The organism is Williamsia sp. R60 (assembly GCF_054063855.1).
The window spans coordinates 89033-111659 of sequence record NZ_JBSSGR010000004.1; the positions used below are offsets into that span (position 1 = coordinate 89033).

The 22627-nt window shown below is 64.8% G+C and carries 20 protein-coding genes and 2 tRNA genes; 18 read left to right on the forward strand and 4 right to left on the reverse strand.

Features of this window, described 5'->3' with window-relative positions; translation table 11 throughout:
- Window positions 1–93: 93 nt before the first annotated feature.
- The gene (locus ACVWY6_RS19325; RefSeq protein ID WP_062797686.1) at window positions 94–705 is read left to right on the forward strand and encodes a mycothiol-dependent nitroreductase Rv2466c family protein; all 612 of its coding nucleotides are present in this window, start codon (window positions 94–96) and stop codon (window positions 703–705) included.
- Here the strand turns inward: ACVWY6_RS19325 and ACVWY6_RS19330 are convergent.
- Window positions 693–1739 carry a M48 family metallopeptidase gene (locus tag ACVWY6_RS19330; RefSeq protein WP_457541148.1) on the reverse strand — a complete coding sequence of 349 codons (1047 nt, stop codon included), beginning with the start codon at window positions 1737–1739 and terminating at the stop codon, window positions 693–695. The two genes, ACVWY6_RS19325 and ACVWY6_RS19330, sit on opposite strands and share 13 nt — an antisense overlap.
- 88 nt (window positions 1740–1827) lie before the next feature.
- On the opposite strand from ACVWY6_RS19330, the gene ACVWY6_RS19335 reads away from it, so the two are divergent.
- The 4 genes from ACVWY6_RS19335 (at window position 1828) to sthA (ending at window position 5569) form a co-directional block, all read left to right on the forward strand.
- Window positions 1828–2301: a ribose-5-phosphate isomerase gene (locus tag ACVWY6_RS19335; protein WP_030163741.1), complete on the forward strand. Its 474-nt coding sequence runs from the start codon at window positions 1828–1830 to the stop codon at window positions 2299–2301.
- 15 nt (window positions 2302–2316) lie between these two features.
- Complete coding sequence (locus ACVWY6_RS19340; protein ID WP_457540324.1) at window positions 2317–3114, forward strand: Fpg/Nei family DNA glycosylase; 798 nt, start codon at window positions 2317–2319, stop codon at window positions 3112–3114.
- Between the two features lie 64 nt (window positions 3115–3178).
- On the forward strand, window positions 3179–4027 hold the full coding sequence (locus ACVWY6_RS19345; RefSeq protein WP_457540326.1) for a PE-PPE domain-containing protein: 849 nt from the start codon (window positions 3179–3181) through the stop codon (window positions 4025–4027).
- 105 nt (window positions 4028–4132) lie between these two features.
- Window positions 4133–5569 carry a Si-specific NAD(P)(+) transhydrogenase gene (gene sthA, locus ACVWY6_RS19350; RefSeq protein WP_437424538.1) on the forward strand — a complete coding sequence of 479 codons (1437 nt, stop codon included), beginning with the start codon at window positions 4133–4135 and terminating at the stop codon, window positions 5567–5569.
- Between the two features lie 65 nt (window positions 5570–5634).
- On the opposite strand, the gene ACVWY6_RS19355 is transcribed toward sthA, so the two are convergent.
- Together ACVWY6_RS19355 and ACVWY6_RS19360 are read right to left on the reverse strand one after the other, a co-directional pair.
- The gene (locus ACVWY6_RS19355) at window positions 5635–6312 is read right to left on the reverse strand and encodes a L,D-transpeptidase (protein ID WP_457540328.1); all 678 of its coding nucleotides are present in this window, start codon (window positions 6310–6312) and stop codon (window positions 5635–5637) included.
- Window positions 6313–6571: 259 nt separating this feature from the next.
- Window positions 6572–6645, reverse strand: a tRNA-Gly gene (locus ACVWY6_RS19360).
- Between the two features lie 180 nt (window positions 6646–6825).
- Here ACVWY6_RS19360 and ACVWY6_RS19365 point away from each other — a divergent pair.
- The 5 genes from ACVWY6_RS19365 (at window position 6826) to clpX (ending at window position 11249) form a co-directional block, all read left to right on the forward strand.
- Window positions 6826–6899: transfer RNA gene (locus tag ACVWY6_RS19365), tRNA-Pro, on the forward strand.
- 31 nt (window positions 6900–6930) lie between these two features.
- Entirely contained in the window at window positions 6931–8295 is a 1365-nt protein-coding gene (gene tig, locus ACVWY6_RS19370; RefSeq protein ID WP_030163732.1) for a trigger factor, read from the forward strand.
- Window positions 8296–8456: 161 nt separating this feature from the next.
- On the forward strand, window positions 8457–9065 hold the full coding sequence (locus ACVWY6_RS19375; RefSeq protein WP_023960405.1) for an ATP-dependent Clp protease proteolytic subunit: 609 nt from the start codon (window positions 8457–8459) through the stop codon (window positions 9063–9065).
- Window positions 9066–9138: 73 nt separating this feature from the next.
- Window positions 9139–9768, forward strand: a complete 630-nt coding sequence (locus ACVWY6_RS19380) for an ATP-dependent Clp protease proteolytic subunit (RefSeq protein ID WP_023960403.1) — start codon at window positions 9139–9141, stop codon at window positions 9766–9768.
- A 203-nt stretch (window positions 9769–9971) separates the two neighbouring features.
- The gene (gene clpX / locus ACVWY6_RS19385) at window positions 9972–11249 is read left to right on the forward strand and encodes an ATP-dependent Clp protease ATP-binding subunit ClpX (RefSeq protein ID WP_023960401.1); all 1278 of its coding nucleotides are present in this window, start codon (window positions 9972–9974) and stop codon (window positions 11247–11249) included.
- Window positions 11250–11258: 9 nt separating this feature from the next.
- Here the strand turns inward: clpX and fdhD are convergent, their stop codons facing one another.
- Window positions 11259–12080: a formate dehydrogenase accessory sulfurtransferase FdhD gene (gene fdhD, locus ACVWY6_RS19390; RefSeq protein WP_062797696.1), complete on the reverse strand. Its 822-nt coding sequence runs from the start codon at window positions 12078–12080 to the stop codon at window positions 11259–11261.
- A 67-nt stretch (window positions 12081–12147) separates the two neighbouring features.
- Between fdhD and mobA the strand changes: the two genes are divergently transcribed.
- From mobA to rplU, 8 genes are all read left to right on the forward strand, one after another.
- Complete coding sequence (mobA, locus tag ACVWY6_RS19395) at window positions 12148–12777, forward strand: molybdenum cofactor guanylyltransferase (protein ID WP_457541150.1); 630 nt, start codon at window positions 12148–12150, stop codon at window positions 12775–12777.
- Between the two features lie 52 nt (window positions 12778–12829).
- Entirely contained in the window at window positions 12830–15505 is a 2676-nt protein-coding gene (locus tag ACVWY6_RS19400) for a valine--tRNA ligase (RefSeq protein WP_457540332.1), read from the forward strand.
- A complete protein-coding gene (folC, locus tag ACVWY6_RS19405; RefSeq protein ID WP_030163724.1) occupies window positions 15502–16914 on the forward strand; it encodes a bifunctional tetrahydrofolate synthase/dihydrofolate synthase in 1413 nt (470 codons plus the stop codon). Before ACVWY6_RS19400 ends, folC begins: the two co-directional genes overlap by 4 nt.
- Window positions 16911–17327, forward strand: a complete 417-nt coding sequence (locus ACVWY6_RS19410; protein WP_030163723.1) for a DUF4233 domain-containing protein — start codon at window positions 16911–16913, stop codon at window positions 17325–17327. The genes folC and ACVWY6_RS19410 overlap by 4 nt, the downstream gene beginning before the upstream one ends.
- A gap of 139 nt (window positions 17328–17466) precedes the next feature.
- Entirely contained in the window at window positions 17467–17853 is a 387-nt protein-coding gene (locus ACVWY6_RS19415) for a hypothetical protein (protein ID WP_457540335.1), read from the forward strand.
- A 35-nt stretch (window positions 17854–17888) separates the two neighbouring features.
- Complete coding sequence (ndk, locus tag ACVWY6_RS19420) at window positions 17889–18302, forward strand: nucleoside-diphosphate kinase (RefSeq protein ID WP_030163720.1); 414 nt, start codon at window positions 17889–17891, stop codon at window positions 18300–18302.
- A 343-nt stretch (window positions 18303–18645) separates the two neighbouring features.
- Window positions 18646–22122 carry an Rne/Rng family ribonuclease gene (locus tag ACVWY6_RS19425; RefSeq protein ID WP_457540337.1) on the forward strand — a complete coding sequence of 1159 codons (3477 nt, stop codon included), beginning with the start codon at window positions 18646–18648 and terminating at the stop codon, window positions 22120–22122.
- 173 nt (window positions 22123–22295) lie between these two features.
- Window positions 22296–22607 carry a 50S ribosomal protein L21 gene (rplU, locus tag ACVWY6_RS19430; protein ID WP_023960383.1) on the forward strand — a complete coding sequence of 104 codons (312 nt, stop codon included), beginning with the start codon at window positions 22296–22298 and terminating at the stop codon, window positions 22605–22607.
- Window positions 22608–22627 lie beyond the last annotated feature (20 nt).

Sequence of the window (22627 nt, forward strand, 5' to 3'; positions counted from 1 at the left end):
GGCGGGAATGCGAGCGGACACCGGTTGTTGTCACCTGCAGGTGGTTAATCTGCTGACGAACCGACTGTCCCCTGATGAAGGAGTGATCTGCGCATGACCGACTCGACTGATCGTGTTGACTTCTGGTTCGACCCGTTGTGCCCCTGGTGCTGGATCACCTCGCGCTGGATCCTCGAGGTGGAGAAGGTTCGCACCATCGAGACCAGTTTCCACATCATGAGTCTGGCGGTGCTGAACGAGGGCAAGGACATTCCCGATGAGTACCGCGAGGGGCTCAAACAAGCGTGGCGCCCCGTGCGGGTGATCGCCGCGGCGCAGGCCGAGCGCGGCGACGAGATCCTGGCGCCGCTGTACACCGCCATGGGCACACTCATCCACAACAAGGGCAACAAAGACTTCGACTCGGTGATCGCCGAATCGCTGGCCGAGGTGGGCCTTCCCGCGGAATTGGCGGCGGCCGCCGACGAGACGACCTTCGACGACGCGATCCGTAAGAGTCATCACGCCGGCATGGACAAGGTGGGAGACGACGTGGGAACACCGACGATCCACATCAACGATGTCGCCTTCTTCGGCCCCGTACTCTCGCGGATCCCACGTGGGGAAGATGCGGGCAGGGTGTGGGACGGTGCGGTGGCGCTCTCGAGCTACCCGCACTTCTTCGAACTCAAGCGCAGCAGGAACGAAGACCCTCAGTTCGACTGAGGCGCAGGTCCCTCCTGGCGGGGCTGTTGGTCGATGTCGTCCTTCGGGAGGCCGGCCGACGGCCCCGCCGGTGTGTGGAATGGGGGATATCCAGGGGGACCATGCACCACAAGCGGGTGAGGCCCGGGCGGTGGCAGCATCTGCACATGTCCGCTGCCGATGCCCCGGACGAGATGTTTCGGACGAAAGAACATCCGGCCGGGCGCGGTCCGGTTACGCAGGGCGGCGGCGCGCCAGGTCAGCACGGGATGGCTGGAGCGCAGGTTTGTCAGCCAGGTGAAAAAGCCTTTCTCGTGGGTCGCCCGATCGGCGAACTCATCGAAGTCCACCGAGGTCAACATGTACTTGCCCGCGGCGAGCACGCCGATTGCGCCTGGCGAACCCGACGGCTGGTTGTAGTACCCGTGGTTGTCGGCCGTGTACTCCATCGATCTCGACAGGGCCTGCCCGAGAATCGGGATGTTCATCCCTACGATCGACCCGAGTTGACGCCAGTAGGACACGTGGCCGGCGGCGATGTGCCCGACCTCGTGGCCGATGATGAAGCGCAGCGACTCGGGGCTGCGGGCCTGACCTCCGATCTCGAAAAGATCTGAGTACACCACCACGAAGCGCCGGAAACCATGACCGGACGCGTAGGCGTTGATGGTTCCGTTGCCGAGGACCACGTAGGCGTCGGGTACGTGTTCGAGCCCGAAACGGCGCGCGGCCTCGACCACCATCTGGTACCCCTCCGGGAACTGGGTGGGGCTCATCTTCACTCCGTTGACGCGCGGCATCGCGTACGTGAGGCCGCGGATCAGATACAGCAACAGCGGCGCGACGAGGATCAGGATGAACCAGGTGTCGAGCGAACCGCTGGCCACGAGCACAACACCGATCACGTATGCGCCCACACCGATGACGAGGATGAGGACCAGCATCGGGATCTCCCACGGATGGCGCCGCGGCTGACCGGCGTATGGCGCGGGCGCCAGCCAGTGGGTGACGGGCTGCGGCGGCGCCGGAAACTGCGGTGGATACACGAGACCAATCTAGGGGAATGCGGCTCATGCGATGGTGACCGTGAACGATCTGTGGTCGGGCACAGATCCGGTGGTGGACTCTGACAGACTGTTCGCCATGCGCGTGTATCTAGGTGGCGACCATGCCGGCTTCGAACTCAAAGGCCAGATCTCTGAACACCTCACGTCCGGTGGGCACGAGGTGATCGACTGCGGGGCGCACGAATACGACGCCGTGGACGACTACCCGGCGTTCTGCGTGGAGGCCGCCCGCCGCACCGTCGCAGACGAGGGGAGCCTCGGCATCGTCCTCGGCGGCAGTGGAAACGGCGAGCAGATCGCGGCGAACAAGGTTCCCGGTGCCCGATGTGCGCTGGCCTGGAGCGTGGAGACCGCCCAGCTGGCGCGGCAGCACAACAACGCTCAGCTGATCGGCATCGGCGGCCGCATGCACAGCAAAGAAGAGGCCTTGGCGATCGTGGATGCCTTCGTCACCACGGAGTGGTCCGGCGAAGAACGTCATCAGCGTCGGATCGACATTCTCTCCGAATACGAGCGCACCGGCACCCCACCGGCCCTGCCTGCCGACTGACCGCAGGGTCGGGCCGTGCCGGAAGGGCATACGCTGCACCGTCTGGCGCGACTGCACCAGCGGAAGTTCGCCAGGCAGACGGTCACTGTCACCAGCCCACAGGGCAGATTCGCCGCCGCAGCAGCCCGACTCGACGGCCAGGTGTTCTCCCGGGCAGAGGCTTGGGGCAAGCACCTGGTCCATCGGTACGCCGGTGGAGAACTGGTGCACATCCATCTCGGTCTGTACGGGTCGTTCTCCGACGGTCCCTCTCCGTTGCCGCCGCCGGTCGGCCAGGTCCGGATGCGGATGGAGACCGACGAGTACGGAACCGACCTTCGCGGGCCCACCGCCTGCGAACTGTTCACGCCGGCCGATCTCGCTGCGCTGACGTCTCGGCTCGGACCGGACCCTCTGCGCAAAGATGCGGACCCGGAACAGGCATGGAACGCGATAGCGAAGTCACGCAAGCCAATTGGTGCACTGCTGATGGATCAAAAGGTGTTGGCCGGGGTGGGGAACGTCTACCGGGCCGAAGTGCTGTTCCGTGCATCGATCAACCCGTTCCGCGCTGGTAACGATGTGTCCCGCGACGAATGGGATGCGGTATGGGCGGACCTGGTGACCTTGATGACTGTGGGAGTCCGGCGAGGCAAGATCCACGTCATCCGGCTTGAAGACGATCACGGCGCACCGTCGTACGGTCCCGGCCGACCCCGGACGTACGTGTACCGCCGTACCGGTGAACCCTGCCGCATCTGTGGCACGCCGATCCTGATGACCGACATGGCCGCACGCAAGGTCTACTGGTGCCCGGTCTGCCAAGCCGACTGAGCGTCGCGGACCCGAATTGGTGTCGACACAGCAAGGCCTCAGGTTGACCCGGCACGATGGGGCGATGACCACTGTGACGATCCTGGCGGTCGGGGGTACGGGCGAGACCCATCGGAAGGACCCTCGTACGGCGGTGTCCGGAATGCTGGCCCAGGTGACAGATCGACTCGATGAGCGGTTCGACTGCCGGTGGGTCCGATACCCGGCCAGTTACGGACCCGTGCCGCGACGCAACGGGATCAGTTATCGGGACAGTGTTGCTGCCGGTGTCGACAACTTACGCGCCGAAATGGCACGGGCGTCCGGGCCGGTGATGCTGATCGGCTACTCGCAGGGGGCGGTGGTCATCCGGCAGTTGCTGGCGACCACACACGCAGATGTGGCCGCTGTCGGTTTTGTCGCCGATCCGTATCAGCCGCCGGGCGTGGTCGCGGGCTGCGATGGTTTCGGTTTGGCCGGTCACGGACCGGACCTGCCCGAGGGGCTGCCGGCGCTCTGGATCGGCCATCCGGGTGACGTGATCTGTAACGCAAGCGACGATTCGGTACTGCGCGACCTTGCCGATCTGACCGCTACGTTCTCGACGAGAGATGTACGGGGCTGGTTCGCCGGGTTGTGGCACATACTGCGCAGCAACAGTTTTCAGAACGCGGCGAGGACATCGCTGCATCCTCGTCAGTGGCGGCGGGACCTCCGGCGACTGCGTGTGCTGGCAATCGAGTTGGCAGGTTATCTTCCGACGCGGGTGCGTCTCGGGAGGCTGGTCATCGCCAATCGGCGAGGTGGACGCCACATCGCCTACGGGTTCGAGCCGTTCGATCCCGACGGGCTCACCGGGTGCGAGATGCTGAGTCGTTGGCTTCAGGTCCAGGCCACTTTCTTGCCGGACACCGTTCGTCACGACGTCGCCTGACTGCCACCCGGGGACCCTCCGCCATAACAATTCACTCGTCTGAAATGTGCAGGGGTCCGAGGTGGGTGACACTGATCCCGACGTATCAACGCTGGGAGAAGTCACGTGGACCATTACGACCTTGTTGTCATCGGCTCCGGCCCGGCTGGGCAGAAGGCTGCCATTGCCGCCGCCAAACTCGGTAAACGTGCGGCGGTGATCGAACGGCGCAACATGGTGGGCGGGGTGTGCATCAACACCGGCACCATCCCGTCGAAGACGTTGCGCGAAGCCGTCCTCTACCTCACCGGCCTGAACCAGCGTGAACTGTACGGCCAGTCGTATCGGCTGAAGACCGACATCACCGTGGGCGATCTGTCGGCCCGCACCGCCCACGTCGTCGGTAAGGAAATCGACGTCATCCAGAATCAGTTGTCGCGCAACAGGGTTGCATTGTTGCTCGGTAGCGCGGCCTTTATCGGTCCGAACGAGATCGAGATCACCACCGGCGACGGCGACCACAAGAACGTGACGTTCGACCACGCCGTGATCGCAGTCGGTACCCGTCCTGCCCGTCCCGACACGGTCGAGTTCGACGGCGTGACCATCGTCGACTCCGACCAGATACTCGGGATGGACCGGGTTCCGACGTCCATGGTGGTGGTGGGCGCAGGGGTCATCGGCATCGAATACGCGTCGATGTTCGCCGCGCTGGGCACCAAGGTCACCGTGGTGGAGCAGCGTTCGAGCATGCTGGACTTCTGTGACCGTGAGGTGGTCGAGGCCTTGCAGTATCAGATGCGTGACCGCGGCGTCACATTCCGTTTCGGCGAAACCGTGCAGATGGTCGAAAAGCACAAATCGGGCAGTGTGACCGTTCTGGCGTCGGGCAAGAAGATCCCGTCCGACACGGTGCTCTACTCGGCGGGACGTCAAGGTGTCACCGACGAACTCAACGTGGCCGCAGCGGGTCTCGAGGCCGACAAACGTGGCCGCTTGACGGTCGACGGCAGCTTCCGGACAACGGTGAGCCACATATATGCGGTGGGAGATGTGATCGGCTTCCCGGCACTTGCCGCGACCGCGATGGAACAGGGGCGGCGCGCAGCGTACGACGCGTTCGGGGAGCCGGTCGGCGAGACCGATTCATCAAAGCACCCGATCGGCATCTACTCGATCCCCGAGATCAGTTACGTCGGCAAGACCGAAGACCAACTGACCGCGGCGAACGTTCCGTTCGAGGTGGGCGTCGCCCGATACCGCGAACTCGCGCGCGGGACCATCATGGGCGACGCGTACGGGATGTTGAAGCTCCTCGTCGATGCCCAGGACCGAAGCATTTTGGGGGTGCACGTATTCGGTTCCAACGCAGCCGAATTGGTCCACATCGGCCAGACGGTCATGGGTTGCGGTGGCACCATCGACTACCTCGTCGACGCGGTCTTCAACTACCCGACCCTCGCCGAGGGATACAAGGTTGCCGCTCTGGATGCGGTGAACAAGATGCGAGCCATAGCGCGTGTCACGGGCGTTGGCAACGGGTACGAGCTGGGCGCGGAGTAACAGCCGGCACAACAAAACCGGCGCCGAGAATGTTTTCGGCGCCGGTTTGTCGGAATCAGAAAGGTCTAGCTGCCGGGGACGTACTGTCCGCCGATGGTGCCCTGCACCACGATCGGGGTGCCCTCGGGGAAGTTCTCGTACACGAACTGCGCATTTTCCGGACTCAGGTTGATGCAGCCGTGGCTCACGTTGGTGTTGCCCTGCTGAGCGACCGACCATGGCGCGCCGTGGATGAAGATGCCGTCCCACGACATGCGGATCGCCCACTCGACGTAGGTGCGGTAGCCGTTGGGGGAGTCGACCGGAACGCCGTACGTGGACGAGTCCATGTACATGTCCCGGTACTTCTCCTTGGTGTAGTAGGTGCCGTTCGGTGTCGGGTTCTCGTTCGAACCCATCGAGATCGGCATCTTGCGTACGACCTTGCCGTCGTGCCAGACGGTGAGTTCGTGCGTGGCGTCGTCGGCGAGGGCGACCCAACCGGTTTGGGTGGCGACCGGGGGAGCAGGCTCTGCGGGCGGCGCGGGCGCGGGTTCCGGGATCGGTTCCGGCGCGGGCGGCTGCGGAGCGGGAGTGTAGATGCCCGGAATGGTCGGCAGCGGCACGCCGGGTAGGCCCGGAATGGTCGGAGCCGGCTGCGCGATTGCGGTGGCCGGAATCATCAGCGCCATGACGATCACGCCGACAACGGCGGTCAGGAGGCGGATGACGCTGCGCCCGGAGGCGAACTTACTGGTCGACACTAGTTGGACCCTAACTTCGGCGACAGGCTTATACGCTCCCCGAAAGCGCGGATTAATAGTTGCACGCGTAGGACGGCCAGCCAAACGCAAAAGGCCTAGTTGTGGCGCGTGTCTACCGGTGTGGCACAAGTGAATGTGCCGTGCCTCACTTGCACTCACGCGGGCCTCGACCACGCGGCGGCGGCGGCGCGTTCGCCAAACCTGGCGCTCGAACGACAGAAGCCCTCGTCAGCAACGTGCTGACCAGGGCTTCCGAGGGTGGAGCGGGTGACGGGAATCGAACCCGCGTAGCTAGTTTGGAAGACTAGGGCTCTACCATTGAGCTACACCCGCGTGCACACGATTTCGGCGGGATCGCCACCGTCGTCGTCTGCGAAAAGGACTGTACCGCCTCCGGCCCGCGGATCGAAAATCGCCTCGCCGCCATCACCGGTTTAGGTGGAGACCGACACGGCACGTAGTATTTGCGTTCGGTTCCGCAGGCGGTGACAGACCCCTGCGGACGGACCTACACGGGATGTGGCGCAGCTTGGTAGCGCATCCGCTTTGGGAGCGGAGGGTCGCAGGTTCGAATCCTGTCATCCCGACTCACGTGAGAAGGCAAGACAAGGGAGTCAAGTGAAGAGCACCGTCGAGCAGATCAGCCCGACGCGGGTCAAACTCAACGTCGAGGTCCCGTTCGCGGAACTCGAACCGGATTTCGCCCGCACCTACAAGACGCTGGCCCGCGACATCCGGATCCCCGGATTCCGGCCCGGCAAGGCCCCGGCCAAACTGATCGAGGCCCGAGTCGGCCGCGACGCAGTGCTCGCCCAGGTCGTCAACGAGGCGATCCCGGGCAAGTACAGCGAGGCCGTCGCCGAGACGGAGATCAAGGCGATCGGTCAGCCCGAGATCGACCTCTCCGAACTCGCGTACGGCGAGAGCATCACGTTCACCGCCGAGGTCGACGTGCGCCCGGACATCGATCTGCCCGACTACTCGACCCTCGAGGTCGAGGTCGAACCGGTCAAGGTCGACGACGAGGCTGTGGATGAGCAGTTGCAGTCCCTGCGCGCTCGTTTCGGCACCCTGACCGGTGTGGACCGGCCCGTCGCCGACGGCGACTTCGTGTCGATCGACCTCTCCGCCACGATCGACGGCAAAGAGGTCGAAGAGGCAGCCACGAGCGGTCTGTCGCACGAGGTGGGCTCCGGTGAGCTCATCGACGGACTCGACGAGGCCCTCATCGGTCTGAAGGCCGGCGAAGAGAAGACCTTCACCAGCACTCTGGTCGCCGGTGAGCACAGCGGCGATCAGGCCGAGGTCACCGTCAAGGTCCTCACCGTCAAGGAACGCGAGCTGCCCGAGGTCGACGACGAGTTCGCCCAGTTGGCGAGCGAGTTCGACACCGTGGACGAGCTGAAGGCGGATCTGCGTGAGCGTGTCGCACGGTCGAAGAAGATGGAGCAGGCCAACGCGATCAGCGAGGCGCTAGTCGCCAAACTGACAGAGTCGGTCGAGATCCCCCTTCCGGAGGCAGTCGTCACCGCCGAGGTCGACGGACAGGTTCACCAGGTGGTGCACAGCCTCGGACATGACGAGGCGGCGTTCGAGCAACTGCTCGAGGCGCAGGGCACCACCCGCGAGAAGTTCGAGGCCGAGACACGCGAGGCGGCCGAGAAGTCGGTCAAGACCCAGCTGTTGCTCGACGCCATCGCCGACCAGCAGGACACCGAGGTCGGCCAGGACGAGCTGATGCAGCAGATCATGTTCCAGGCGCAGCGCTACGGCATGCAGCCGGCGGAGTTCGCGCAGCAGCTGCAGCAGGCCAATCAGGTGGGCGCGGTGTACGCCGAGGTCCGCCGGAGCAAGGCGCTGTCGTCGATCGTGCACCTGGTGACCGTCAAGGACACCGAGGGCGAGACCGTCGACACCGAAGAGTTCTTCGGTGTGCCGACGTCCGACGAGGACGCCGACACGTCGGCATCCGATGAGTCGTAGCTGGTAAAACGCCAGCACAATTTCTGCTGTCAGCGAATAGGGGCGACGCCGGGCCATCGGCGTCGTCCCTATTCGTTAGGGTCGAAGACAGCAATCAAATGACTGTGAGTCCGTTGAACGAAAACCCCGGAAGTCTTTCCGGGACGTCGAAGGTAGGTACCGTGACTGAGCCGAAGATCCACACGCCCGCGCTCTCCGGAGCAACCGCGAGTTCAGGTGTGGCCGGACTGAATCTGACCGACTCGGTGTTCGAGCGTCTGCTCCGTGAGCGCATCATCTTCCTGGGCACCCAGGTCGACGACGATATCGCCAACCGTTTGTGCGCGCAGATCCTGCTGCTCTCGGCCGAGGATCCGACCAAGGACATCAACCTGTACATCAACTCGCCGGGCGGATCGGTGACTGCAGGCATGGCGATCTTCGACACCATGCAGCTCGCCCCGTGTGACATCTCCACCTACGCGATGGGTATGGCGGCCTCGATGGGCCAGTTCCTGCTCGCCGCGGGCACCAAGGGTAAACGTCACGCTCTCCCGCATGCGCGGATCATGATGCACCAGCCGTCGGCCGGAATCGGCGGAACAGCGGCGGACATCGCGATCCAGGCCGAGCAGTTCGCGCTCACCAAGAAAGAGATGAACAAGCTCAACGCCGAGTTCTCCGGTCAGACACTGGAACAGATCGAAGCAGACGCCGATCGCGACAAGTGGTTCACCGCCGAGCAGGCCAAGGAATACGGGCTGGTCGATCACGTGATCACGCGCGCCTGACCACTTCCATGGTCGAGCTCCGCTCCGCTTCGTCTCCGGCCCGTCGCAACCTCATCGGAAAGTAATGAGAACCATGAACAATCTTTCACCCCAGTCGCGGTACATCCTGCCCTCGTTCATCGAGCACACGCCGAACGGCGCTCGCGAGTACAACCCCTACGCCAAGCTCTTCGAAGAGCGAATCGTGTTCCTGGGCACGCCGATCGACGAGACGGTTGCCAACGACATCATGGCCCAGCTGCTGGTGCTCGAGTCGCAGGACCCTGACCGCGACATCATCATGTACGTCAATTCGCCCGGCGGCAGCGTGCCGGCGATGCTGGCCATCTACGACACCATGCAGTACGTGCACTGCGACATCGCGACCGTCTGCCTCGGCGAGGCGGCATCGGCCGCGGCCATCGTCCTGGCCGCCGGAACACCGGGTAAGCGTGCGGCGCTGCCCAACGCCACCGTTCTGATCCACCAGCCCCGCACCGGCGGTGCATACCAGGGCCAGGTGTCCGACCTCGAGATCCAGGCGGCCGAGATCGAGCGGATCCGTAAGCGGCTCGACGACATCCTCGCCGAACACACCGGGCAGCCGGCGGACAAGATCCGTAAGGACACCGACCGCGACAACATCCTGACCGCGCAAGCGGCCAAAGAGTACGGGATCATCGACGAGGTCTTCGAGTACCGGAAGAAGTCAGGAAAGAAGTAACGCCGCGCTCGGCCCGCCGTCCTCGGCGGCGGGCAAGAGCGGTCGTGGGCAGGCAAAAAGGCCCGCGACATTTGGCTTTATCGGTCGAAGTTCCGCCGACGTACGGGTACGGTCGTGGTTACTGTGCTCCGCATGGGCTGGGGCGGACCACCGGACTTCACGTCTTTGGAGCATCAGGGTAAGGGAAGTAGGTACAGCAACAGATGGCACGTATCGGAGATGGTGGCGATCTGCTGAAATGTTCTTTCTGCGGAAAGAGCCAAAAACAGGTCAAGAAGCTGATCGCTGGACCCGGTGTGTACATCTGCGATGAGTGCATCGACCTGTGCAACGAGATCATCGAGGAAGAGCTGGCCGAGACCAGCGATGTCAAACTCGACGAACTCCCCAAGCCCATGGAGATCCGGGATTTCCTGGAGAACTACGTCATCGGTCAGGACACCGCCAAGCGCACCCTGGCCGTCGCGGTCTACAACCACTACAAGCGCATCCAGGCCGGCGACCGCAAGGACTCGCGCGGCATGGAGCCCGTGGAGCTCGCGAAGTCGAACATCCTGATGCTCGGTCCGACGGGCTGTGGAAAGACCTACCTCGCGCAGACCCTGGCGAAGATGCTGAACGTTCCGTTCGCCATCGCCGACGCCACGGCGCTCACCGAGGCCGGCTACGTGGGCGAGGATGTCGAGAACATCCTGCTCAAGCTCATCCAGGCGGCCGACTACGACGTCAAGCGGGCCGAGACCGGCATCATCTACATCGATGAGGTCGACAAGATCGCCCGCAAGAGCGAGAACCCGTCGATCACGCGGGACGTCTCGGGTGAAGGCGTGCAGCAGGCATTGCTCAAGATCCTCGAGGGCACGCAGGCCTCGGTACCTCCGCAGGGCGGCCGCAAGCACCCCCATCAAGAGTTCATCCAGATCGACACCACAAACGTGCTCTTTATCGTGGCCGGCGCATTCGCCGGACTCGACAAGATCGTGTCGGATCGAATCGGTAAGCGCGGCATCGGATTCGGCACGGAGGTCGCCAAGAACGACGACGACAGTGCTGACCACTTCGCCGAGGTCATGCCCGAGGATCTGATCAAGTTCGGCCTGATCCCCGAGTTCATCGGCCGACTGCCGGTGATCGCATCGGTGACCAACCTCGACAAGGAATCCCTCGTCAGCATCCTGTCGCAGCCGAAGAACGCGCTCGTCAAGCAGTACGCGCGACTCTTCGACATGGACGGCGTGGAACTCGAGTTCACCGAGGAAGCGCTCGAGGCCATCGCGGATCAGGCGATCCACCGTGGCACCGGTGCTCGTGGTCTTCGGGCCATCATGGAAGAGGTCCTGCTCCCGGTGATGTACGACATCCCGAGCCGCGATGATGTCGCGAAGGTAGTTGTCACGGGAGAAACCGTGCGCGACAACGTTCTTCCCACCATCGTTCCCCGCAAGCCGCGGCGCGACGAACGGCGCGACAAGAGCGCCTGAGCCGCTGGGCTATTCGAGAACTCGGTGACCGGCCGAGTACACGTTCATCGATTCTCCGCGGAGGAATCCGACGATCGTCAGGTCGTTGTCGTTGCCCAGATCCACCGCCAGTGACGATGGCGCGGACACCGCCGCGAGTATCGGTACCCCGGCCATGACGGCTTTCTGCGCGAGCTCGAAAGACGCGCGGCCGGACACCATCAGCACCGTTGCCCGCAGTGGCAGCAATCGTTGTGTCACAGCCCATCCGATCACCTTGTCGACGGCGTTGTGGCGACCTACGTCTTCGCGAACCGCGAGAAGTTCGCCGTCGGTGGTGAACAGCGCGGCTCCGTGTACTCCGCCGGTCGCGTCGAACGTCTTCTGCAGCGACCTCAACTGCTCTGGCATGGTGAAGAGCGTGTCGACGTCCACGGTCGAGGGATCGTCCTCCAGCCGGTAGTTGGATGCCAGTCGAACAGCGTCGAGGGATGCCTTTCCGCACACACCGCACGATGAGGTGGTGTAGAAATTTCGCGTCGAACCCGCGGGAAGCGGCCGGTCGTCGCGCAGGCTGACGTCGAGCACGTTGTAGGTGTTGCGGCCTTGGTCGTCGACGCCGTCGCAATATCGGATGGCGCTGATGTCGTCCGCGCCGTCGATGAGTCCCTCGGTCATCAGGAAGCCGTGTGTGAGGTCGATGTCGGACCCAGGTGTGCGCATCGTGACCGAGAGCGCTTCTCCGCCAACACGAATCTCGAGGGGTTCCTCGACCGCGAGCGAGTCGGCCCGCGAATCGGTGTTGCCCGGCCGGATCCGGCGGACCCGCGTACGACTGGTCACTCGTCCCATGACGACCATCATCACCCTGTGCTCCCGTTTTCGCCCACGCGCCCCCGTGCTCGCGTTAACTGTCTCCATGGAGCATGAGCGAGTAGGCGCAGTTGTCCTGGCCGGTGGCGCATCCAAGCGGATGGGCAGCGACAAGGCGGCACTGGAATGGAACGGCGAATCGATGCTCGGCCGGATCACCCGGATCGTGGGGGAGCGATGCGACCCGGTTCTGGTGCTGGCCCCGGAGGGCTCGCCCGCCTATCAGGGCTTGCGGGCCGGCCACGACGGTGTCGACGGCACCGCTGACAGCAGCTCCGTGGACGTCACATGGGTGACCGGTGAGGCCGAAGGCGCCGGCCCGCTCGGTGGTCTCGCCACCGGATTGGCCGCAGCCGCCGAACGTGGCCGCGACATCGTCTTCGTCTGCGCCACCGACATGCCCCTTGTCACCGCTGAGATGGTCGATGAACTGCTGCGCGGGCTCACCGACGCCGATGATGCCGCCATCGCCGTCGACTCGCAGCGGGCTCACCCACTGGCCGGGGTGTACCGCACCCGTGCGGCGGCCACGCTGGACGAGTTGGTGCAGGGTGGCGAACGCCGGATGCTGGCCGCAGTGGACGCTCTGCGAATCAACCGGGTGACGCTGAGCGATCCGACATGGTTGACCAACGTCAACGCCCCCGAAGACCTGCACCGATTGCGTGTTCCCTGAGCAGGAGACCTGCACTTTCGTCTCTTCACCACCGACTGCCTAGAATTGGCCGGTGACCGAATCGTCCCAGCACTCCGACAGCACTCCCGAAGCCCTGCCCAAGACCTGGGACCCCGGCGTACACGAGGGACGGCTGTACCGGAACTGGGTAGAGGCCGGATACTTCACCGCGGACCCGTCCAGCGACAAGCCGCCGTTCTCCATCGTCCTGCCGCCACCGAACGTGACCGGTTCGCTGCACATGGGACACGCCCTCGACCACGTCCTGATGGACGCCATGTGCCGTCGTCGGCGGATGCAGGGATACGAGGTGCTCTGGCTCCCGGGTATGGACCATGCCGGTATCGCGACGCAGACCCTGGTCGAGCGTCAGCTGACGGGGCAGGGCATCGACAAGAACGACATCGGGCGTGACGAGTTCATCGACCGGGTGTGGAAGTGGAAGGCAGAATCCGGCGGCGCGATCGGTGCCCAGATGCGCAGTCTCGGCGACGGCGTTGACTGGAGCCGTGAACGTTTCACCATGGACGACGGACTGTCCCGGGCCGTGCAGACCGTGTTCAAGAAGATGTTCGACGAGGGTTTGATCTACCGCGCCGAGCGACTCGTGAACTGGTCGCCCGTGTTGCAGACCGCGATCAGCGACATCGAGGTGAAGTACTCCGACGTCGAAGGCGAGCTCGTCAGCTTCAGGTACGGCTCCCTCGACGACAACGAGCCCCACATCGTCGTGGCGACCACGCGAATGGAGACCATGCTCGGTGACACCGCGATCGCGGTGCATCCGGACGACGAGCGTTACAAACACCTGGTCGGCACCGAACTGGACCACCCATTTGTCGATCGCCGCATCCCGGTTGTCGCGGACGACTATGTCGATCCCGAATTCGGAAGTGGCGCAGTCAAGATCACGCCCGCGCATGACCCGAACGACTTCGCACTCGGAGCGCGACACAACCTGCCGATGCCGACGATGATGGACGAGTCGGGTCGAGTCGCGGGTACCGGAACGCAATTCGACGGCCTCGATCGCGCCGAGGCACGGGTCAAGGTCCGTGAGGTGCTGGCCGAACAGGGTCGCATCGTCAAGGAGGTGCGCCCTTATCTGCACAGCGTCGGTCACTCCGAACGAAGCGGCGAACCAATCGAGCCGCGTCTGAGCATGCAGTGGTGGGTGCGGGTGGAGTCGCTGGCCAAGGCAGCCGGCGACGCGGTACGCAACGGCGACACGGTGATCCACCCTGCTTCGCTCGAACCGCGCTGGTTCGCATGGGTCGATGACATGCACGACTGGTGCATCTCGCGCCAGCTGTGGTGGGGGCATCGGATCCCGGTCTGGTACGGCCCGGACGGCGACATGGTGTGCGTGGGCCCAGGGGAGTCGGCGCCGGAAGGGTACGTGCAGGACAACGACGTCCTCGACACCTGGTTCTCGTCCGGACTGTGGCCCTTCTCCACCATGGGGTGGCCCGAGGAGAGCGCCGAGCTGGCCAAGTTCTATCCCACGTCCGTGCTGGTCACCGGGTACGACATCCTGTTCTTCTGGGTCGCCCGGATGATGATGTTCGGTACGTACGTCGCCGGGGCCATCGGCGAGCAGATCGGCGCGGACGCTCCGGTCCCGTTCCGGAACGTCTTTTTGCACGGCCTCGTTCGCGATGAGCACGGCAGCAAGATGTCGAAGTCCAAGGGCAACGGGATCGACCCGCTGGACTGGGTGAACCAATACGGTGCCGATGCACTGCGGTTCACACTCGCTCGAGGTGCGAACCCCGGCGGCGACCTGTCCGTCGGCGACGATCTCGCGCAGTCCTCGCGCAACTTCGCCACCAAGTTGTTCAACGCCACCAAGTTCGCGTTGATGAACGGGGCGAAGGTCGGGGAGCTGCCGCCGCGTGCAGATCTGACCGACGCAGATCGGTGGATTCTCGGGCGGCTCGACGAGGTGCATGCCGAGGCGGACGCGGGTTTCGAGGCCTACGAGTTCTCCAAGGCCTGTGAGGCGCTGTACCACTTCGCCTGGGACGAGGTGTGCGACTGGTACCTCGAACTGGCCAAGGTGCAATTCGCTCGCGAAGACGAAACCGTCTCGGCCACAACAAAGATCGTTCTCGGAACCGTGCTCGATTCTCTGCTGCGAATGCTGCATCCGGTGATGCCGTTCGTCACCGAGGTCCTGTGGCAGACCTTGACCGGCGGCGAATCCGTGGTCATAGCCGACTGGCCCACCGCATCAGGTGAACCGGTCGATCGCGACGCACACCACCGCATCGAGGACACCCAGCGACTGATCACCGAGATCCGCCGGTTCCGTAGCGACCAGGGACTTAAGCCGTCGCAGCGAGTCGCGGCCGAACTGATCGGACTCGAACCCGCAGACCTCGTCGCACAACGCGACTACATCGACTCACTGGCACGACTGAGCAGAGCGGAGCCGGGCTTCGCGGCGACCGCGACCATCGAGGTGCGACTGCGGGCGACGACGGTCACGGTGCAGATCGACACCTCCGGCACGATCGATGTGGCTGCGGAGAAGCGTCGTCTGGAGAAGGAGTTGGCCGCAGCGGAGAAGGAGCTGGCCACCACCACCGCGAAGCTGGCCAACGAGCAGTTCATGGCCAAGGCGCCCGACCACGTGAAGGCGAAGATCGAGACCCGGGCGCAGGTGGCCGAAGAAGAGATCGTCCGCATCAAGGCCAAACTGGCCGAACTGGATTCGCGGTCGTGACGGGCCCCCAGGTGCCGACCGCGGAGGACCTCGCCGAACTCGGTGAGGTGGAGGCGCAGCTCGACACCCGCTGGCCCGAGACGAAGATCGAACCGAGCTTGGCCAGGATCTCCGCTCTGATGGATCTGCTCGGGTCGCCGCAACACGGCTATCCGGCGATCCACGTGGCCGGAACGAACGGGAAGACCTCGGTCACGAGGATGATCGACGCGCTGCTCACCGCTCTCCATCGGCGTACCGGCCGCATCACCAGTCCGCACCTGCAGTTGGCCACCGAACGCATCTCCATCGATGGGGAGCCGATCTCACCGCGTGTCTACGTGGACACCTACCGAGAACTCGAGCCCTACATCGACATGATCGACGATCGGTCGCTCGCGGCCGACGGCCCGCGGATGAGCAAGTTCGAGGTCCTCACCGCGATGGCCTACACAGCCTTCGCCGAGGCGCCGGTGGATGTCGCGGTGGTCGAGACAGGCATGGGCGGCAGGTGGGATGCCACCAACGTGATCAACGCTTCGGTGGCCGTGATCACCCCGATCGCGATGGACCACAGTGACTATCTGGGTGACACCCTCACGGCCATCGCGGGGGAGAAGGCCGGGATCATCAAGAAAGCCCCGGATGCACTGGTGCCGACCGACCCGGTGACCGTGCTCGCCGTCCAGCAGCCCGAGGTGGCCGACGTGCTCCTGCGCGCCGCGGTCGAGGCCGACAACTTCGTGGCCCGTGAGGGCTCGGAGTTCGCAGTCCTCGAACGCCGGACCGCGGTGGGCGGACAGATGCTCACACTGCAGGGCCTCGGCGGCGAATACTCCGAACTGTTCCTGCCGCTGCACGGAGCCCATCAGGCGTCGAACGCGGCGCTCGCACTCGCGGCGGTCGAGGCCTTCTTCGGCGCCGGTGCGGACCGGCAACTCGACATCGAGGCGGTGCGCGCCGGCTTTGCCGCAGTCACCAGTCCCGGACGGTTGGAACGGGTTCGTTCGGCGCCGACTGTCTTCCTCGATGCGGCGCACAACCCGCACGGTGCCGCTGCGCTCGCGGCGGCATTGGACGAAGAATTCGACTTCCGGCGGCTGATCGGCGTCATCAGCGTGATGGCGGACAAGGACGTCGCAGGATTACTCGCCGCTTTCGAGCCGGTGTTCGACGCCATCGTGCTCACCCACAACGGTTCCCCGCGGGCGATGGACCCGGAACAACTGGCCGACGTGGCCATCACTATCTTCGGCGAGGATCGGGTTCAGGTTCGCGGCTTCCTGCCCGATGCGGTCGAGACCGCCATCGAACTGGCCGAGGAGAACCTCGACGAGGCCGAGGGCATGTCGGGAACCGGCGTGGTGATCACCGGCTCGGTGGTGACGGCGGGCGCTGCTCGCACCCTCTTCGGCAAGGACCCGGCATGAGCCCTCAAAACCCTGACCCACCAGCGCGATTCACGCCGCCGACGGTCGATCCGTGGCGTGGTCTACGGGGTGTGATGGCCGGAACGCTCATCCTGGAAGCAATAGTGGTGATGCTGGCATTTCCGATCGTCGTCCGGGTCGGCGGTGGACTGACGGCGTGGTCGGCTGTGTATCTCGGTGTGCTGACGCTCGCTCTCATCCTGGGTTCGGGGCTGCAGGGCAGAAGCTGGGCGCTTCCGTATGACCTTGCGCTGCAAGTGATCACCGTGGCCGGGTGGATCGTCCACTGGTCCATCGGGGCCGTCGGTGTGGTGTTCCTGCTGGTGTGGTTGTACATCGCCTACATCAAGCGGGACGTTCGTCTTCGAATGGAACGCGGCTTGCTGAACGGGCAAGAGCCGATCACCGACTGACGCAGGTCAAATCGTGTTGTCCGGTAACGATTTTTGTTGTTGCCGGAACGTGACCTGAAAACTCGCATTTCGGGTTCCGTGGAGCCATCGACGCTGACAAGATCGCACACACACGTAACCGTCGAAAGGCCCATCTTTTATGTCTCGTCTCGCATCCGTTCCTGCCGTACTCGCAGCCGGCGCCGCCTGCATCGTCGCGGGGACTGCACTCGGTGCGGGCTCGGCATCGGCTGTCGCGGGCCCACCCATGCCGGTGGGTGGCAGTCAGTTCAGTTACACCGCGACCCATGCTCTGACTCAGCGGGCCGCGGACATGGACCTGCCGGAGTTCGTGGCGTCGCTCCCGGTGCCCGCCGAGTACAAGCTGGCGAACCTGGCACTGGCCGCGCGTTTCGACGTCGCGGTACAAGAGGCGCTTGCGTCGCCGGGCGGCTGTATCCAGGTGGTCATCGATCCGGCGCCCACCACGGGTGGCGTGTTCAGCTACGGGTTCTTCGGAGTCGACGGCGCGTACTGCCAGCCGTAGGGCAGTGCCCTCGACCGGCGGGCTAGGCTGACCGGGTGACTGAACGGACTCTGGTACTCATCAAGCCCGACGGTGTGAAGCGCGGCCTGGTCGGCGACATCATCGGCCGCATCGAGCGCAAGGGCTTGACCCTGGTGGCTCTGGAACTCAAGACCGTCAGCGACGACGTCGCTGCGGGACACTACGCGGAGCACGAGGGCAAGCCCTTCTATCCTTCGCTGCTCGAATTCATCACGTCGGGCCCCCTGGTCGCGGCAGTGCTCGAGGGCCCGCGCGCCGTGGCTGCCTTCCGGCAGATCGCCGGCGGAACCGATCCGGTCGAGAAGGCCGTTCCCGGGACGATCCGCGGGGACTATGCGCTCAGCACCCAGTTCAATCTTGTCCACGGGTCGGACTCGCCCGATTCGGCCGAGCGCGAAATCGGTCTCTGGTTCCCTGACCTCGGCTGATCGGACTCGCTGTCGGCCTGTGTGCCGGCGATGTCGGAGGTCTGGACCGCCGGGCCACAGTTGTGTGGGATACTGACAGAGGTTGTCGAGCCCTCGCGGGCGTCGACTGCCAGATGATCAGTTCGGGTGCTCGGTCCCCACTCATGTGGTTTTCACATGGCGTGGTGTGGACATCGTGGCGCTCGACATCAGTCAGTCATCACGCCAGGCATCGCCGGTGAACGCGGGGTCATCCCCGCCGACATAGGGCGAAGCGAGACCTACAATCCCGGCGCAGTCCGGGTAAATAGCACAGCCCTCGCGTGGCCGCGTTTATCCGCGCCCGGGGGCTTGAGGAGAATACGTGGCCGACACGCAGTCGCCGGACGAACTGAACAGCACAGGTTCGGCGCAAGAATTCCCGCACAAACTACGAGTGCACGCGCTGGCCAGGATTCTTGGCCTCAGCAGCCGCGAGGTGCTCGCGCACCTCGCCGAGCTGGGCATCGCGGCTCGCAGCCCACAGTCGAGCATCGTGCGCAGCACTGCCATCGCGGTACGCGACCGGATCAATCCGCCACCCGCCGACGAGTCGGTGGAGGGCGACGATGCCATCACCGCCGATGTCGACGCCCCGCCGGCCGACCCCCAGCCGGCCGACGTGCCGGTCGAGACCGAGCCCTCGGCGGAGGTATCGGCTGCGCCTGTCGCCGAGCCGACACCAGAGGATGTCTCCCCACCCGAGGACGCCGAGGTCGCTGCGGCGGCAACTGCACCCAGTGAGGACGCGCCGGCCGAGGCCGAGCCCGCTGACAAGGCGCCGGAGTCGGCACCACGCGAGAGGTCGATTCCCAGTCTCTTCTCCGCGGTGGAAGAGGAGCAGCCTCGGCACACGCCGACGACCTCTGCCGGGGCCGGGGCAGGATCGCCGCTCTTCCTGTCGGCAGAACAATCAGCTCCCATCCCGCAGAGCGCCAAGGACTCGGTCGACGCGGACGCCGACACCGATACCGACGATTCGGACGACGAGAGCGAGTCGGGTTCGCGGAAACGGCGTCGCGGTCGTCGTGGTCGCGGTCGTGGACGCGGTGACCAGGCCGGCGGTGACTTCGGCGACGACGATTCGGACACGGACGCCACCGATTCGGCCGGAGAGCCGGCGCGGGAGACCCAGGACGGCGCCTCGGCAGACTCTGACGACGCCTCCGACACCGACGACGAAGCCGCCAAGCCCGAGACGAAATCGGGGAACAGGCGAAAGCGGAGTAGGCCGAAGAAAGCCCGGCCCGACTCCGAAGGCGACAACGAGCAGGGCCCAGACGGCTTGGCGTCCGACGCTCTCGCCGACGAGACGGCCGGCGGCGATGACGACGACTCCGACCAGTCGGCCGAATCGGACTCCTCGGACTCCTCGGACTCCGACGATCAGGACGACTCGGGCGACGGCACCTCGGCAAATCGCCGGCGTCGTCGCAGGCGCCGCCGCAAAGGCGGAGAGGGCGACGAACCGCTGCCTGCCGACGACCCGCCCAACACGGTGGTGCACGAACGCGAGCCACGGAACAAGTCGCGCGGTCGCGATGAGGTGCAGGGCATCTCCGGGTCCACCCGTCTCGAGGCCAAGCGCCAGCGACGCCGTGATGGCCGCGACGCGGGACGGCGTCGTCCGCCCATCCTGAGTGAGTCGGAATTCCTGGCCCGCCGCGAAGCGGTCGACCGGGTGATGGTTGTGCGCGAACGCTCGGGTGTGGCCGCAACGGTCACTCATGGGGACGCGCACTCCGACGGCAACGTCGATTCCTCGAATCAGCAGACCCGCGATTACACCCAGGTTGCGGTGCTGGAAGACGGCGTACTGGTCGAGCACTTCGTGACCACGTCCAACTCCTCGTCGATGGTGGGCAACATCTACCTCGGTCGGGTGCAGAATGTCCTGCCCGGCATGGAAGCTGCCTTCGTCGACATCGGACGGGGACGCAACGGCGTCCTCTACGCCGGTGAGGTGAACTGGGACGCAGCCGGTCTCGATGGCGGATCACGCAAGATCGAACAGGCCCTGCGTCCCGGTGACCAGGTTCTGGTCCAGGTCAGTAAGGACCCGGTCGGGCACAAGGGTGCCCGTTTGACCACGCAGATCTCCCTGGCCGGCCGGTACCTGGTGTACGTGCCGGGCGGCGGCTCCACCGGGATCAGCCGCAAGCTTCCCGACACCGAGCGCAAACGCCTCAAGCAGATCCTCGGCAAGATCGTTCCCGACGACGCCGGTGTGATCATCCGCACCGCGTCCGAAGGTGTCTCGGCCGAAGAGTTGACGGCCGACATCGAACGTCTGCAACAGCAGTGGGAAACCATCAACGCGGCCACCTCGGCGGCCGGTAGCTCGAAATCCGGTGCGCCGCAGACGTTGTACGAAGAGCCGGACCTTCTCGTGAAGGTGGTCCGTGACCTCTTCAACGAAGACTTCAAGAAGCTCATCGTCGAGGGCAACGGTGCCTGGAACCAGGTGGAGAACTACGTCCGAGGCGTCGCACCCGACCTGCTCGACCGCACCGAGCGATTCGAGAAGGCCCACGCCGATGCGCCTGACGTGTTCGACGTGCACCGGATCGACGAGCAGTTGGCAAAGGCATTGGACCGCAAGGTGTGGTTGCCCTCCGGTGGAACGCTGATCATCGAGCACACCGAGGCGATGACCGTCGTCGACGTGAACACAGGCAAGTTCACCGGCTCGGGCGGAAACCTCGAAGAGACGGTGACCCGCAACAACCTCGAGGCTGCCGAAGAGATCGTCCGGCAGATGAGGTTGCGCGACATCGGCGGCATGATCATCGTCGACTTCATCGACATGGTCCTCGAGTCGAACCGAGACCTGGTCCTGCGCAGGCTCACCGAGGCATTGGGCCGCGATCGCACCCGCCATCAGGTGTCGGAGGTGACGTCGCTCGGCTTGGTGCAGATGACGCGAAAGCGCCTCGGAACCGGTTTGCTCGAAGCATTCTCGACCACCTGCACCTGCTGTAACGGGCGCGGCATCGTCGTGCACGCCAACCCGGTCGAGATCTCGTCCGGCGACGATCAGGCAGGCCGCGGCGACAACACCAAGAGGGCGCGGCGCAACCGTCGTGGTGGCAAAGCGGATCAGCCCGCAGCTGTCGAGAGCAAACCGGCTGCCCACAGTCCCGCCGAGCACCCGATGTTCCGGGCGATGGCCAGCCACACGCCCGATTCCGAGACACCCGAAACGGAGACCGATTTCGAGGTCACGGAGACGGGTTCGGAGCAGTCCGGCATCGCTGCTACCCGCACCGAGGCCGGCACCGAGGAGACCACGTCCACGATGTCCGCGTCTGCGGCCGTCGAGGACACGGCTGCAGGGTCGGCGAAGGTTCACGGTGATCCCGCTCCGGCCATCACGTCATCGGACGCAGACCGGTCGGCGTCGGCTGCCCCCAAGAAGTCCGCGAAGTCCGAGAAATCCCAGAAGCCCGAGGAATCCCAGAAGCCCGAGAAGTCGGGCACATCCGAGACCGCGAGCCCCGTGGACGAAACGGCACACAACCCGGCAACCCAGGCGGCCGGTGACACGCAGCAGAGCACCGCTGACGAATCCGGACAAACACCGCAGAGTGCCCCGCCAAAACGGCGACGCGCAGTGCGGCGCAAGCCGGCGGCACCCACCACGGCGACCGATCCCGCTGTCATCGCCGAGGTCATCGCCTCACCGGTGACCACCTCGGGGCCGGTCGGGACCTCCGCGTCCACCGAGCCGGCTGTGGCGGTACGGCGCACGCCGCGACGGCGCGCAGCCGGACGACCTGCAGGTCCGCCGGTGGAGGAGTGAGGATTGCGGGTCGTACCGGGTCAGTTTGACCCGGCCCGCCACACTCCCGTAACCTGGATCAGTCGCCATTCGGCGGACGGATTGCGCTGTGCTCGGAAAGACGGCGCCCGGCCGGATCGGCAACGGGCAAGAGCCCGAACAACACACGACAGACAGTAAGAGGTAGCTCTCCGATGGCAACGTACGCGATCGTCAAGACCGGCGGTAAGCAGTACAAGGTCGCTGAAGGCGATCTGGTGAAGGTCGAGAAGATCGACAGTGAACTCGGCGCGACCGTCTCACTTCCCGTGACGCTTGTCGTCGACGGTGCCGATCTGACCACGGACGCCGACAAGTTGGCGAAGATCTCGGTGACAGGTGAGGTCGTCGAGCACGTCAAGGGTCCGAAGATCCGCATCCACAAGTTCAAGAACAAGACCGGCTACCACAAGCGTCAGGGTCACCGTCAGAAGTTGACGGTCCTCAAGGTCACCGGCATCAAGTAAGCACGCCCCCACACTTTTCA